The sequence below is a fragment of the Plantactinospora sp. WMMC1484 genome, assembly GCF_049315195.1.
Classification (GTDB): domain Bacteria; phylum Actinomycetota; class Actinomycetes; order Mycobacteriales; family Micromonosporaceae; genus Plantactinospora.
The window spans coordinates 834,455-848,454 of record NZ_CP186055.1 but is presented as its reverse complement, the minus strand read 5'-3'; the positions used below and the strand labels follow the sequence as shown (position 1 = coordinate 848,454).

11 protein-coding genes and 2 pseudogenes are annotated in these 14,000 nt (G+C 73.4%); 10 read left to right on the top strand and 3 right to left on the bottom strand.

Annotated elements, in window-relative coordinates; genetic code table 11:
* Positions 1–14: 14 nt before the first annotated feature.
* The 5 genes and pseudogenes from tilS to ACN28C_RS03735 all read left to right on the top strand — a co-directional run.
* A pseudogene (gene tilS / locus ACN28C_RS03755) lies at positions 15–755 on the top strand (tRNA lysidine(34) synthetase TilS); the annotation flags it as partial.
* Positions 756–899: 144 nt separating this feature from the next.
* Positions 900–1,121, top strand: a pseudogene (locus ACN28C_RS03750) (TilS substrate-binding domain-containing protein); the annotation flags it as partial.
* Between the two features lie 9 nt (positions 1,122–1,130).
* Entirely contained in the window at positions 1,131–2,771 is a 1,641-nt protein-coding gene (locus tag ACN28C_RS03745; RefSeq protein ID WP_422772208.1) for a gamma-glutamyltransferase family protein, read from the top strand.
* Between the two features lie 201 nt (positions 2,772–2,972).
* Positions 2,973–3,503 carry a sigma-70 family RNA polymerase sigma factor gene (locus ACN28C_RS03740; RefSeq protein ID WP_422774507.1) on the top strand — a complete coding sequence of 177 codons (531 nt, stop codon included), beginning with the start codon at positions 2,973–2,975 and terminating at the stop codon, positions 3,501–3,503.
* Positions 3,496–4,689: a hypothetical protein gene (locus ACN28C_RS03735; RefSeq protein ID WP_422772207.1), complete on the top strand. Its 1,194-nt coding sequence runs from the start codon at positions 3,496–3,498 to the stop codon at positions 4,687–4,689. Before ACN28C_RS03740 ends, ACN28C_RS03735 begins: the two co-directional genes overlap by 8 nt.
* 96 nt (positions 4,690–4,785) lie before the next feature.
* Here the strand turns inward: ACN28C_RS03735 and ACN28C_RS03730 are convergent, their stop codons facing one another.
* Positions 4,786–5,763: a GlxA family transcriptional regulator gene (locus ACN28C_RS03730; protein WP_422772206.1), complete on the bottom strand. Its 978-nt coding sequence runs from the start codon at positions 5,761–5,763 to the stop codon at positions 4,786–4,788.
* Positions 5,764–5,943: 180 nt separating this feature from the next.
* On the opposite strand from ACN28C_RS03730, the gene ACN28C_RS03725 reads away from it, so the two are divergent.
* The 4 genes from ACN28C_RS03725 to folE all read left to right on the top strand — a co-directional run bounded on the left by ACN28C_RS03725 (position 5,944) and on the right by folE (position 9,840).
* Entirely contained in the window at positions 5,944–6,075 is a 132-nt protein-coding gene (locus ACN28C_RS03725) for a hypothetical protein (RefSeq protein WP_422772205.1), read from the top strand.
* Between the two features lie 102 nt (positions 6,076–6,177).
* Positions 6,178–6,753 (top strand): hypoxanthine phosphoribosyltransferase, encoded by a 576-nt coding sequence (gene hpt / locus ACN28C_RS03720; protein ID WP_422772204.1) that lies wholly within the window; start codon positions 6,178–6,180, stop codon positions 6,751–6,753.
* Positions 6,754–7,096: 343 nt separating this feature from the next.
* Positions 7,097–9,121, top strand: a complete 2,025-nt coding sequence (gene ftsH / locus ACN28C_RS03715) for an ATP-dependent zinc metalloprotease FtsH (protein WP_422772203.1) — start codon at positions 7,097–7,099, stop codon at positions 9,119–9,121.
* Positions 9,122–9,162: 41 nt separating this feature from the next.
* Entirely contained in the window at positions 9,163–9,840 is a 678-nt protein-coding gene (folE, locus tag ACN28C_RS03710; protein ID WP_422774506.1) for a GTP cyclohydrolase I FolE, read from the top strand.
* Positions 9,841–9,985: 145 nt separating this feature from the next.
* Here the strand turns inward: folE and ACN28C_RS03705 are convergent, their stop codons facing one another.
* Positions 9,986–10,417, bottom strand: coding sequence for a hypothetical protein (locus ACN28C_RS03705; protein ID WP_422772202.1), 432 nt, complete (start codon positions 10,415–10,417; stop codon positions 9,986–9,988).
* Positions 10,414–13,260: an FtsK/SpoIIIE domain-containing protein gene (locus tag ACN28C_RS03700; protein WP_422772201.1), complete on the bottom strand. Its 2,847-nt coding sequence runs from the start codon at positions 13,258–13,260 to the stop codon at positions 10,414–10,416. The genes ACN28C_RS03705 and ACN28C_RS03700 overlap by 4 nt, the downstream gene beginning before the upstream one ends.
* Before the next feature lie 173 nt (positions 13,261–13,433).
* On the opposite strand from ACN28C_RS03700, the gene ACN28C_RS03695 reads away from it, so the two are divergent.
* On the top strand, positions 13,434–14,000 hold the full coding sequence (locus ACN28C_RS03695) for a hypothetical protein (protein ID WP_422772200.1): 567 nt from the start codon (positions 13,434–13,436) through the stop codon (positions 13,998–14,000).

Genomic DNA, 14,000 nt, shown 5'->3' with positions numbered 1-14,000 from the left:
GTAGGGGATCGGTCGTGGCCGCCCTGCCGCCGCCGGTCGCCGCCGTCCGGGTCGCCGTCCGGCGGGCGCTGGCCGGCGTACCCCGGAACCGGCCGGTGCTGGTCGCCTGCTCGGGCGGCGCCGACTCGCTGGCGCTGGCCGCCGGCGCCGCGTTCGTGGCGCCCCGGCTGGGCGTGCCGGTCGGGCTGGTCACCGTCGACCACGGGTTGCAGGAGGGGTCGGAGCGCCGGGCCGCCGCGGTCGCCGAGTGGGCCGGCGGCCAGGGGTTCGCGCCGATCGAGGTGGCGGCCGTCCAGGTCGCCGGCCGGCCGGGCGGGCCGGAAGCGGCGGCCCGGGAGGCGCGCTACCAGGCCCTGGTCGAGGCCGCCCGCCGGCACGACGCCACGACGGTGCTGCTCGGGCACACCCGGGACGACCAGGCCGAGACGGTGCTGCTCGCGCTGGCCCGGGGTGCCGGACCGCGCGGGCTCGCCGGGATGCCGGCGGTCCGGGAGTACGCCGGGGTGGCGCTGGCCCGCCCGCTGCTGGAGATCACCCGCGAGCAGACCCGCAAGGCGTGCGCACTGCTCGGCCTGACCCCGTGGGAGGACCCGCACAACACCGACGACCGGTACGCCCGAGCCCGGGTCCGGGCCGACGTGCTGCCGGTGCTGGTCCGGGCGCTCGGGCCGGGGGTGCTGGACAACCTGGCCCGCACCGCCCGGCTGGCGGCGGAGGACGGCGCGGCACTCGACGACCTGGCCCGGGCCGGTTACGCCGAAGCCCGGATCTTGCCGGCCGGTCCGGCGGTGGACGCCGTCCCGGCCGGTGGCGACCGGTTGGCCGGTGGCGACGGGTTGGCCGGTGGCGACGGGTTGGCCGGTGGCGACGGGTTGGCCGGTGGCGACGGGTTGGTTGGTGGCGGGCTGGCCGTGCCGGTGCTGGCCGGGATGCCGCCGGCGGTGCGTACCCGGGTCCTGCACCTGTGGTGCCGGGAGCTGGGCGCGCCGCCGGCCGCGCTGTCGTACCGGCACATCGCGGCGCTGAACGCGCTGGTCACCGCGTGGCGTGGACAGGGGCCGGTGCATCTGCCCGGCGACCTCCGGGCGACCCGGCGCGGCGGCATGTTGATCGCGGAGTAGACATGGGGGATGTCCCCGCATCCCCGACAGCCGGTCTACGCGCCGAACGGCGCCGTCGCCACCAGCCAGCCGCTCGCCGCCGCCGCCGGGCTGGCGGTACTGCGTCGGGGCGGCAGCGCCGTGGACGCCGCCCTGGCCACCGCGATCACCCTCACCGTGGTCCAGCCCGGCTCCAACGACATCGGCGGTGACCTCTTCGCCATCGTCTGGGACGGACACCGGCTGCACGGGCTGAACGGCTCCGGCCGGTCACCGGCCGGGCTGACCCGGGAGGTGGTGCTCGCCGCGACCGGCGGCCGGGGCGCCGAGCCGACGGCGGCACACGGCGGCGCCCAGGCGGTCGGGCCGGCGATGCCGGCCCGGGGCTGGCTCCCGGTGACCGTGCCCGGTGCGCCGGCCGGCTGGCGGGACCTGCACGAGCGTTTCGGCAGGCTGCCCTTTGCCGACCTCTTCGCCGACGGGGTCGGCTACGCCGAGCACGGCTTCCCGGTCTCGCTGCGGGTCGCCGCGAGCTGGGATCGGTCGGTGCAGGTGCACGCCGAGCTGGTCGGCGAGGAGTACGCGGAGTGGGGACGGGTCTTCACCGTCGACGGCGGACGGGCGCCCCGGGCCGGCGAGCGGTGGCGCAACCCGGACGCCGCCGCCACGCTGCGCCGGATCGCGGCGACCGGTGCGGTGGACTTCTACACCGGGCAGCTCGCCGGGACGCTGGCGGAGCACGCGGCCCGGACCGGTGGCGTGCTCGGCGGCGACGACCTCGCCGCTCATCGATCGACCTGGGTGGACCCGGTCCGGGCCGGCTACCGGGGACACGAGGTGTGGGAGCTCCCGCCGAACGGGCAGGGTGTGGCGGCGTTGCTCGCGCTGAACATCCTGGACGGGGTGGAGTTGGCCGCCCTCGACCCGGCCGAGCGGCTGCACTGGCAGATCGAGGCGGTCAAGCTCGGCTTCGCCGACGCGCACGCGTACGTCGCCGACCCGGACCGGGTCGCGGTGCCGACCACCGAACTGCTCACCCCGGAATACGCCGCCGTCCGCCGTGCACGCGTCACCGACACCGCCGGTACGCCGGCACCCGGCGATCCGGCCCGGGGTGGCACCGTCTACCTCTGCGCCGCCGACGCGGACGGGATGATGGTGAGCCTGATTCAGTCCAACTACCTGGGTTTCGGCTCGTACGTGGTGCCGCCCGGGCTCGGCTTCGGGTTACAGAACCGGGGTGCCGGATTCAGCCTCGACCCGGCGCACCCGAACGTGGTGGCACCGGGCAAGCGGCCGTTCCACACGATCATCCCCGGGTTCCTGACCCGGGGCGGCGAGCCGGTGGGGCCGTTCGGGGTGATGGGCGGGCACATGCAGCCACAGGGGCACGTGCAGGTCGTCTCCGCGACCGTGGACGACGCGCTCGACCCGCAGGCGGCGCTGGACCGGCCCCGCTGGTACTGGCACGCCGGCCGGGCGGTGCTGGTCGAGCCGGGCCTGGTCGCCGGCGGGGACGGGATCGAGCGGTTGCGCGCCCGGGGGCACGAGATCACCGTCGAGGCCGATCCGTCGGCCTTCGGGTACGGGCAGGCGATCTGGCGGCTGCCCGGCGGTGGTTACGTGGCCGGCTCGGAGCCCAGGGCGGACGGCTGCGCGGTCGGCCACTGACTCGGGCCACTGACTCGGGCCATGGGACTCGGCCACTGCCTTGGGCCACTGACTCGGGGCATGGGACTCGGCCACTGCCTTGGGCCACTGACGGTCCGGTAAACCCGGGACCGACTGCAACATCCATGCCTGCCGGCACGTGTTCTCCGGAAGTGGCTGGAGGAGACCGGTCACCCGGGGAGGAAGGCAGGTGTGGTCGCGTTGCACAGCGAGACCGGCCCGCGGGTGGTCGCCGACACCGGACCACCACGGCACGTCGAGTTCGAGGAGTTCTACGCGACATGTTTCCAGCCGTTGACGGTGCAGCTCTTCGCGTACACCGGTGACCTCGGTGCCGCCCAGGACCTGGTCCAGGAGGCGTTCGTCCGGGCACTCGCCCGCTGGACGACGATCGCACACTACGACGATCCGGCCGCCTGGGTCCGCCGGGTCGCCTGGAACCTCGCCACGAGCCGGTGGCGCCGGGCCAGGACCGCGGCCCGGTTCCTGCAACGCCAGCGTGCGGAGCACGCGGCAGCGCCGAGCCCGGATCGGGTGGCGTTGGCGGCGGCGCTCAGGGTGCTGCCCGGACAGCAGCGGCGGGCGGTGATCCTGCACTATCTCGCCGATCTGCCGGTCGGCGAGATAGCCCGCCAGGACGGTGTCGCCGAGGCGACCGTCCGGTCGTGGCTGCACCGGGGGCGGAAGGCACTCGCGGCCCAACTATCGGAACAGGGGAAGCGGGATGGCTGACTTCGACGACGAGTTGTTGACCGCTGCCTTCACCGAGTTTCGCGCCGAGACGACGCCGCAGGTGCGACCGGCCGGAGCGGCTGCGGCGTACGCCACGCTCCGCGGCCGGCGCCGCAACCGGATGGTCGTGGCCGGCGTCCTCGCGGCACTGTTCGTGGCCGGGCCGATGACCGGGTACGTGATGGTGAACCGCGATCCGCACGGCCCACCGGTGGACGTCGGTGAGTCGTCCACACCCACGCCCACCACGGCGGTGCCGACCTCGCCCGCACCGACCGGCCGCACCGGCACACCGTCGGCGGCCCCCGATGGCAGGATCGGCAGGGCCGTGTTGGACGGTGCGACGCTCGACCTTCCGCCCTGGGGGCCGCACGCGACCGCCGACGGTTGTCCCTCGGGTCCGACGACGTTCTCGAACGGCTCCCATCCCGTCCGGGACTCGATGTCGATCTGGATCGAGGACGTTCTGCACCTCCAGGCCGACGGCGAGGGCACGGCCGACACGGTGGTGCGGTTCGCCTGCGGCGACCAGGGCAGCACCTTCCAGGTGGTGGCCTTCGACCGGAGCGCCGACGGCCGGATCCGCACGATCGGGCAGGTCCTGACGCAGACCACGAGCATCCGGACGATCGCCGGCATCCGGGCCGGCGGGGGCGGCCGGATCGACGTCAGGGTCGGCGACTTCCCGGCCGCTCTCCGCGGCCTGTATCCGGCGCCCTACACGCAGTTCCAGTGGCGGAGTTACGGCTGGGACGGTGACCGGTTCCGCCAGGTCGGCGGAGCGGCGGCGTTCCCGGCCAATCCCAAGGTCACCGACTACTCGATCGCCAGCTCGGACCTGGTGTTCGGGCCGCCGGTGGACGGGGTACGCACCGGCTCGGTGACGGCGACCGTGCGCAACCTCGGCAGGACGGCGTTGCCGTTCAGGCTGGCGATGACCCTGCCGGGTGGGCTGACCCTGGTGGCTCCGGACGGCTGTGTGACGGACACCCGTGACGCCGTCCTCAGCGTGGACTGCGACCATGCCCCGCTCCCGCCCGGCAGGGCACGGGAGGTGCTGTTCAGGTTCACGACGCCGGTGCCGGTGAGCTCGTGGGCGCAACCGCGTGTCGGCGTGTCGGTCGGCGAGGCGTACGGCGACCCGGAGTGGGAGAACAACGAGGTCGACCTCGAGATCGTGTTCTGACGCCGCCGGTCGCCGCCCGGACCGGGCCGGTCCGGTCCGTCCGCCGGGTGCCGTCCGCCGGCGGGCCGGCGACCCGACCCGGCGGTCCGGGCCGGGTCAGCCCACCGGTGCCCGGCCCGGGTCGCGGCTCCGGAAGGTGGAGCGGTAGGCGTGCGGGGTGGCGCCGACCCGCCGGCCGAAGTGGTGCCGCAGGGTGGCGGCGTCGCCGAAGCCGGCCCGGGTGGCGACCGCCTCGATGCTCAGCTCGGTCTCCTCCAGCAGCCGCCGGGCCAGCAGCACCCGCTGGCTGGTGATCCAGTCGTGCGGCGTGGTGCCGGTCTCGGCGCGGAACCGCCGGGCGAAGGTCCGGGGCGCCATGTGGGCCCGCCCGGCCAGGTCGTCGACGGTGAGCGGGCGGTCGAGGTGCTCCATCAGCCAGCCCAGCACCGGCTCCAGGGTCGGTGCGGCCGGGGTGGGTGCGATCGGCGCCTCGATGTACTGCGCCTGCCCGCCGTCGCGGTGCGGCGGCACCACCATTCGCCGGGCCAACTTGGTGGCGAGCGCCGAGCCGTGCTCCTGGCGGACCAGGTGCAGGCAGGCGTCGATCCCTGCCGCGGTGCCGGCCCCGGTGAGCAGGTTGCCGTCCTGCACGTAGAGCGCGTTGCACCGCACCTTGGCGAGCGGGTACATCTCGGCGAGCTGGTCGGCGTACTTCCAGTGGGTGGTGCACTCGCGCCCGTCGAGCAGGCCGGCCGCGGCGAGCACGAACGCGCCCGAGCAGACGCTGAGCACATACGCTCCGCGATCGGCGGCGCGGCGCAGTGCCGCCCGGACGCTCTCGGGGATCGGGGCGCCGATGGTGTGTGTCGCCGGCACGGCGACGAGGTCGGCGTCCTCGACCGGGGTCAGGTCGGCGGTCGGGGTCAGCCGGAAGCCGGAACTGGTGCGGACCGGTCGGCCGTCGAAGGTGCAGAGGTCAAACCGGTAGCCGGGGAAGCCGTCGGCGACCCGGTCGGTCCCGAAGACTTCACAGAGTACGCCCAGCTCGAAGGGGGCGACCGGGTCCAGGGCGATCACGGCCACGTTCCGCAACATGGATCGACGATAACCAAGAAGTGGCAGAAAATCGAGGGTGCATGGCAAAGCTGCCACTGTCCGGAGAGTACCGGCCGGCGCAGACTGGTGGTCGTAACAGCCGGTGCGCACCGGCGGCGAACCCACCGGTCGGGCCCGTGAACCCGGGCCGACCGCATCGACTGCGGAGGTCACGCCGCCATGGAACTCTTCCTCTTGCTCTTCTTCCTCGTCCTGCTCCTCGCCTCCGTGCTGGGGCTCACCGCCGACAGCCGTGACTCGGCCGACTGGCGGCCCAGCAATGGTGGACGTCGGTCGTCTCCCCGTGGCTGAGGTGCCGTGCCGGGGAGTCCGCGCCTGGCCAGCCGGGGTGGTGCCGTGCCGAAGGGGCCGCCCCGGCGACGGACACGAACGGGCGTACGGCAGGCTAGGCGCATGGCTCAGGGCTCCTGGTACGACGCCGACATCGACCACGTGATCATTTCGGAGGAGCAGATCCGGGAAAAAATCGCGGAACTGGCCAAACAGGTGGCAGCGGACTACGTCACCGTCACGGACCGGCTGCTCCTGGTCTGCGTACTCAAGGGCGCGGTCATGTTCATGGCCGACTTCGCCCGGGCACTCGGCCGGCACGGGCCCCCGGCCGAGCTGGAGTTCATGGCCCTCTCCTCGTACGGGCAGGGCACCACCTCCTCCGGCACCGTCCGGATCCGCAAGGACCTGGACCGCGAGATCGCCGGCCGGCACGTCGTGGTGGTGGAGGACATCATCGACTCCGGGCTCACCCTCTCCTGGCTGCTGCGCTATTTGGAGTCCCGTGAGGCGGCCAGCGTCGAGGTGGTCGCGCTCTTCCGCAAGCCGGACGCGATCAAGGTCCGGGTGCCGGTGAAGTACGTCGGCTTCGACATCCCGAGCGAGTTCGTGGTCGGCTACGGGCTCGACTTCGGTGAGCGCTACCGCGAGGTGCCCTACGTCGGCGTGTTGAAGCCGGAGGTCTACGCCCGGTCCTGAGACCGCCGTCCGGTCGTCGACCGGAATCGTTGCCCGGTACCCCCTGACCGTCCTGGATGTCGGCGCCGAAATATCGAGGCGACGTACAGCGCACTTTCAGGAAACGCGGTTACGGTATGCGGTGGTGGCGCGGAAGCCAACCTGCTACCCCAGGGCTCGCAGGCTCGCTCCTCGCGTTAACGGTGTACCGTCGAATGACCGCGGCGCGGTACCAAGCGCCCGGCGTCGGAGCCGGCCCGCAGGGGACGGCACCGGCCCGCCGCTCCGGCGGCGGCAGTAGGCAACCAGACGATCTAGGACGTCGATCAGGAGGGTCCGGGCGTTTACGGCGCTCGACAACAGCATGGAACGTACGCGTTTCTTCCGCCGCCCGGTGGTCTGGATCATCCTGGTGATCATCGGGGCGATAGCGCTCAGCTCATTCTTCAGTGGTGGCCCGAGCTATCACAAGGTCGACACCAACGTGGTGCTCGACCGGCTCAACCAGGGTGGCATCGAGAAGGCGATCTTCCAGGACAAGGAGCAGACGCTCCAGCTCGACCTGGCCGAGTCGGCCAAGTTCGGTGACACGGACACCGACAAGATCCAGGCTCAGTTCCCGTACGAGGTGAGCGACGAGGTCTGGAACCAGGTGACCGCGGCCAAGGCGGCCGGCCGGATCACCGGAGCGACCGACACGGAGGTCTCCGGCGACAATCTCTTCGTCTCGCTGCTGGTCAATCTGCTGCCGATCGCCATCCTGGTGATCCTGCTGCTGCTCTTCATGTCGCAGATGCAGGGCGGCGGGTCCCGGGTGCTCAACTTTGGCAAGTCCAAGGCCAAGATGATCACCAAGGACACCCCGAAGACCACCTTCGCGGACGTGGCCGGCTCCGAGGAGGCCGTCGAGGAGCTGCACGAGATCAAGGACTTCCTGCAGAACCCCGGGAAGTACCAGGCCCTCGGCGCCAAGATCCCCAAGGGCGTGTTGCTCTTCGGTCCGCCCGGTACCGGTAAGACGCTGCTCGCCCGCGCGGTGGCCGGCGAGGCCGGCGTGCCGTTCTACTCGATCTCCGGCTCGGACTTCGTCGAGATGTTCGTCGGTGTCGGCGCGAGCCGGGTCCGCGACCTCTTCGAGCAGGCCAAGGCGAACGCCCCGGCGATCGTCTTCGTCGACGAGATCGACGCGGTCGGCCGGCACCGTGGCGCCGGTATGGGTGGCGGCCACGACGAGCGCGAGCAGACGCTCAACCAGCTCCTCGTCGAGATGGACGGCTTCGACACCAAGGGCGGCGTGATCCTGATCGCCGCCACCAACCGGCCGGACATCCTCGACCCCGCGCTGTTGCGCCCCGGCCGGTTCGACCGGCAGATCGCTGTCGACACCCCCGACATGGAGGGCCGTAAGGCGATCCTGCGGGTGCACGCCAAGGGCAAGCCCTTCTCGCCCGACGTCGACCTCGACGCGGTGGCCCGGCGTACCCCCGGCTTCACCGGCGCCGACCTGGCCAACGTGATCAACGAGTCGGCGCTGCTGACCGCCCGCAGCGACAAGCGGGCGATCTCCAACGAGGCGCTGGAGGAGTCGATCGACCGGGTGGTCGCCGGCCCGCAGCGTCGGACCCGGGTGATGAGCGACAAGGAAAAGAAGATCACCGCCTATCACGAGGGCGGGCACGCGCTGGTGGCGTGGGCGCTGCCGCACTCCGCCCCGGTGCACAAGGTCACGATCCTCTCCCGCAGCCGCTCCCTCGGGCACACCCTGGTGCTGCCGACGGAGGACAAGTACACCCAGACCCGGGCCGAGATGATCGACACCCTGGCGTACGCGCTGGGCGGCCGGGCCGCCGAGGAACTCGTCTTCCACGAGCCGACCACCGGTGCCGCGGACGACATCGTGAAGGCCAGCGCGCTGGCCAGGGCGATGATCACCCAGTACGGCATGAGCAGCAAGCTCGGCGCCATCAAATACGGCACCAGTGGCGACGAGCCGTTCCTGGGCCGCAACATGGGGCACGAGCGGGACTACTCCGACGCGGTGGCCGCCGAGATCGACGCCGAGATCCGGTCACTGATCGAGCTGGCCCACGACGAGGCCTGGGAGATCCTGGTGGAATACCGGGACGTCCTGGACAACCTCGTGCTGGAGCTGATCGAGAAGGAGACCCTCTCCACCGCCGACATGGCGCGGATCTGCGCCCGGGTGGTCAAGCGCCCGCCGATGGCGCCGTACAACGGCTTCGGCAAGCGGCAGCCGTCGACCGAGCCGCCGGTACTCACCCCGGGCGAGAAAGAGAAGCTCAAGGCGCAGGCCGAGGCGGACGGCGTCCAGGCGACGATCGGCAACAACACCAACAACACGACGCCAAACTCGGACGGCCCACACTGAGCGCAGCGTTCCCACAGGCCGCCGGCGGTGACGCCGGCGGCCTGTCCGCGTCCGCCACCGAGCCCGACGGTGACGAGGAGCTGGACTATCTCGCCGCCCGGCTGGTCAACGGCAACCTCACCGGCCGGCCGGTGGAGGAGGCCGTCGACCTGGCCCGGATCGAGAAGGCGGTGCGGGAGATCCTGACCGCCGTCGGCGAGGACCCCGACCGGGACGGCCTGCGGCAGACCCCGGCCCGGGTGGCCCGGGCGTACGCGGAACTCTTCGCCGGGCTGCGGGTCGATCCGGCCCAGGTGCTCAGCACCACCTTCGAGGCCAACCACGAGGAGCTGGTGCTGGTCCGGGACATCGACGTGATGAGCCTCTGCGAGCACCACCTGCTGCCGTTCCGGGGCTCGGCGCACATCGGTTACATCCCCGGGGAAAGCGGCCGGATCACCGGCCTCTCCAAGCTGGCCCGGCTGGTCGAGGTCTATGCCCGTCGCCCCCAGGTGCAGGAGCGGCTGACCTCGCAGATCGCCGACCTGCTGATGGACAAACTCGAACCGCGCGGCGTCCTGGTGGTGCTGGAGTGCGAGCACATGTGCATGGCGATGCGCGGCATCCAGAAGGCCGGGGCGAAGACCATCACCTCGGCGGTGCGCGGCCTGCTGCAGCGGGACGCCAAGTCGCGGGCCGAGGCGATGATGCTGATCCTCGGCGCCAACCGAACCGCCTGAACCCGCCCCGCGACTTCCCGGCCGATCCGGATCGTCGTTTCTCCGCGCGCTGGTCGCCACCGCCCGCCCACCACCGCCCGCCCACCACCGTCCGGCCGATGACGACGCTCGCGGCCCCGTCCACCCGTCTGATGCGCCGATCTGCCTATCTGACCAGCCAGAATCCGCCGAGGCAGAGCAGGGACAGCACGCCCAGCACCGCGAGTGCGAGCGCGCCGTAGAGCAGCGTCCGGGGCAAGGGCAGTGGGCCCGCACCGGGCAGCCGGGTGGCGGCGTCGGCCGCGTCCGCGGTTGCCCGGGCGTCCCGCAACGCCGCCAGCACCGCCTGCGGACCGCCGGCCATCGCCTGGCCCGCCGCCGCCACCTCCGGCTCGGAGGGCACCAGGTCGGCCTCGGCGACGCCCAACGCCCGCAGCCGGGACTGCTGCGGCACCAGCCGGGCCCGTACGCCGGCCAGCTCCGCCAGGGCGCTGTGCACGCCCCGGTCCTGCTCGGCGGCGGCGCTGGCCGCGGCCCGACGAACCGCGTCCAACCGACGGGCGGCGGCCAGGTAGTCCTGCCAGGGGTCGCCGCTCATGCGGTGCCCTCCCCGCCGTCCGGTGCGCCGTACGGGACGACCAGGCTGGCCCGGTCGGTGCGGCGGTCGTAGAGCAGGGCCCGGCCGGGACGGGGACGCCAGAGCACGTCCCGGCCGAGCAACCGGGTCACCTCCGGCCCGGGCACGTCGAGGAAGACCAGCCCGTCGATGGTGGCCGGCGCCGCAGCCTCCGGCTCGACGTCCGTCCCGACGCCGGGCTCCGGGTCGGCGGGTGGTCCGGGCTCCGGCGGTACGGGGACCAGATCGGCGAAGGGGCGTGTCGCCCGCCACCAGGCGAGCAGGTGCACGCCCCGGGCCGGCCCGTCGCGCAGCAGGGCCCGGAGCCGTCCCGCCGTCGGTCCGCCTGGGACCAGTCCGGCTGCGGGTGGTCCACCCGGGGCCAAGCCGTCCGGGGCAGGGGCGGCCGGAAGCAGGTCGTCCAGGCCGAAGGCGACCAGGTAGCCGGGGCCGGGCAGCGCCAGCGCGTCGGCCAGCCCGGCGGTGCCGACCAGGTCGACCCGGTGCCGTCGGCCGAGCGCGGCGGCCAGCGCCGTCGCGACCGGGTCCGGCCCGGCGGTGGCGATCACGAATTCGACGCTCCAGGCCGGATGCCGCGCGGCGAGTCCCCGGGCCGCGCCGGCCAGCACCCCGGCAGCGGCCGGATCCGTTCCGAGGACCGCGAGGTGCCGCCCGGGTGCCTCGTCGAGCCGCAGCTCCGCCGGGCGCGGCGACACGTCGACCAGCACCCCGACCGGCGCACAGCCGGATACCCGCCCTCCGGCAACAGCCTCCGGATCTTCCGTCGCGGCAGCCTCCGGCCCGTCTCCGGGCGGGACCGTGGGGAGGGGCGGGGGCAGATATCCGGTGAAGACCGCCGGACGGCTCGTACCGGCGGGTCGGTCCGCCCAGAGCCGGTGCCGTAGCCCGCTGAGCGCGCCCGGATCGGCATACGGGTCGGGGAACCTGATTATCCGTTCGTGTCCCCTGGTCGCGCCGCGCGGCCCGCCGAGACCCCCGGCGGTGTTCACCACCGCCGCACCCACCGGCAACCCCGCAGCCGAGTCGTTCGCCGGCTCCAGCACGTCCGCGCCGCCGGGCAGGGCGATCCGGACCGGAAACTGCCCGAGCAGCGAGTCCCGCCGGGCCCGCAACGCGGCCAGCACCGGCGTCGGGCGGCCGGTGAGAATCAGGTGTACGCCCCCGGCCCGGCCCCGGCGGGCCACCGACTCCAGCCGGGCCAGCGCCTCGGCACCGACCGCGTCCTCCTCGGCGAGCAGCACTGCGAACTCGTCCAGCACGCAGACGACCCGGGGCGTCGGCTGCTCGGCCGACCCGTCGGCACCGCGCCGCTGGGCGGGCACCGACGGCGCTGCCTCCGGCTGCTGACGGTCCGCGGATGGCGGGGAGGCGTCTGTCGCTTCCCGGCGAGCGAGCTCCCGGCGATCGAGCTCGGCGTCGAGTTCGCGGAGCACGGCGAGACCGTACTCCCGGTCGGCCTGCATCCCGACCACCCGGACGTGCGGCAGCCACGGCCGGCCCGGCCCGGCGCCCCCGTCCGTCGGTTCCGGAACGAATTCGGTGAACGCCGTCCCGTCGGCGAAATCCACCAGATGGAGCGCCAGCTCACCGGGGCGGTAACGGCTGCAGAGCCCATAGAGCACGTTGACCAGGAACGCGGTCTTGCCGGCACCGTCCCGCCCGCCCACCAGCCAGTGCGGGGTGCGGTCGTCGAGGCCGAGCGTCACGGTCCGTTCGCCGTCGTGCCCGACCGGCGTGCTCAGTCCGTCGCCGGCGGACTCCGTCCAGAACCCGTCCGGCGCGTCCGGCAGCAGGTCGTGCAGGGTACGGCGGTAGTCGGCGTGGAACCGTGCGGCCAGGTCCCGGCAGACCCGGTCGAGGAGCGGGGCCGGTGGAGACTCGTCGAGGAAGACCGGCGCGTTGAGCCCGGTGCCCGGCAGATGCGGCCCGGGGGTGCTGAACGACGCTCCGGGCGGATCGCCGACCAGGGCGTACGGGTTGCGCATCGCGATCATCGTGGTGCGGGAGAGCGGCGCGACGCTGGTCTGCGCGGTCAGCGGCGGGGGTGGCCAGCCGGCGACGATCAGGTGCAGCCCCGCCTCCGGCCCCTCCCGGGCCAGCGCGCCGATCCGGGCCAGGTCGGTCGCCTCGGTCAGCTCCGGCAGCGAGCCGATCACCAGCAGCAGGGTGCGGTCGTGCCGGTTGTAGCGGGCGGCGGCCGGCCGGGTCGGGCGTACCCAGTGCTCGGCCTCGGCCAGCACGGCGCGCAGGCCGGTGCGGTCGGCGACCGGTGGCGGCATCAGGCCGGCGTCGGCGAGCGGTGCGAACGGCGCGAAGAGCTGCCCCTCGGCGGCGTCGACGGCCCGCACCAGCAGCGAGCCGGCCGGGGCGGCGGCGAGCAGCCGGAGCAGTACGCAGCGGAGCAGTCCGGCCACCCGGGGGTCCCGGCTGTCCGCGTCGACGGTGAGGTGGCCGGTGCCGAGCAGCGGCACCACCACCGGGAACCGGGCGTCGTCCAGCGGTTGGGCGGTGCCGATCCGGACGAAGGCCGGCGCGGCCGGGCCGCCGAGCGGGGCGTCCTCGGACTGGGCGTCCAGTGGGGCGCCGAGCCAGCCGGGAGCGAGCAGGCTGGCGGCGGCGCGCAGCCGTTCGGCGAGTTCGTGTTGCTCCCGCTGGTCGGCGGGGACCGGACGGAGCGCATCGAGGGCGCTGCTCGCGGCGGCGGTGGTGGCGGCGGCCCGGCGGTGCAGCGCAGCCGCGGTGCCGGCGGCGGCCCGCCAGCGTAGTGTGGCGGCGTGGCCGGTCGGTCCCCTCCAGGTGTCCACCGCACCAACTCCCTCGTCCTGCCCTGAGACGGTATCCCAGCGCGGCGGCATTCTCGCGGACCTCCCACGGCACGCGCCCGCTGTGGCGGAGAGTGGCGTTCTGCTTCCCATTGGTTATCAAGCTGGAATTTCCGCCCATTGGGTACGGGACCGCCAGCGGCTAGCCTCAGGGGGTGGAATCAGTGCACCCCCCGGCCGATTCCCAGGTGTCCCGGGTCCCGTCCCAGCGGACCCCACCCGGGCAGGCGGTCGGCGAGCCGGTCGCGCCGCCACCGGCGCCGCGCCGGCGGCGTCTCGGCCTGGTGCTGGCGGTGGTCGGCGGTGCGCTGGCACTGCTCTGCCTGGCCGGTGCCGCCATCGGCTACGTCGCCTACGACCGGTTCACGGCGCCCGACCGGAGCAGCCCGAGCGTGGTGGTGGACAACTACCTGCGGGCCTTCCTGGTCGACGAGAACGACGTACTCGCCGAACAGTTCGAGTGCGCCGACCGCGCCGGACTGGCTCCATTGGACACGCTCCGGGCCGACCTGGCGGCCCGGGAGCGGCAGTTCCAGATCACCTTCGTCGTCAAGTGGGGGCCGCTGGACGTCCGCAGCCAGGAGTCGACCGCCGAGGTGCTCGTGGAGCTGGTGATCTCGTACCGGGTCGACAACCTGGCCCAGACCGACCACCAGCCGTGGCGGTTCGTGACCGAGCAGGACGACGGCTGGCGGGTCTGCGAGGCCGCACCGGCCGGCTGA

Coding starts and splice junctions, on each gene's coding strand:
- hpt (WP_422772204.1), top strand. CDS start 6,178: ATGGCTCAGGGCTCCTGGTACGACGCCGACATCGACCACGTGATCATT.
- ACN28C_RS03745 (WP_422772208.1), top strand. CDS start 1,131: ATGTCCCCGCATCCCCGACAGCCGGTCTACGCGCCGAACGGCGCCGTC.
- ftsH (WP_422772203.1), top strand. CDS start 7,097: ATGGAACGTACGCGTTTCTTCCGCCGCCCGGTGGTCTGGATCATCCTG.
- ACN28C_RS03730 (WP_422772206.1), bottom strand. CDS start 5,763: ATGTTGCGGAACGTGGCCGTGATCGCCCTGGACCCGGTCGCCCCCTTC.
- ACN28C_RS03725 (WP_422772205.1), top strand. CDS start 5,944: ATGGAACTCTTCCTCTTGCTCTTCTTCCTCGTCCTGCTCCTCGCCTCC.
- ACN28C_RS03735 (WP_422772207.1), top strand. CDS start 3,496: ATGGCTGACTTCGACGACGAGTTGTTGACCGCTGCCTTCACCGAGTTT.
- ACN28C_RS03705 (WP_422772202.1), bottom strand. CDS start 10,417: ATGAGCGGCGACCCCTGGCAGGACTACCTGGCCGCCGCCCGTCGGTTG.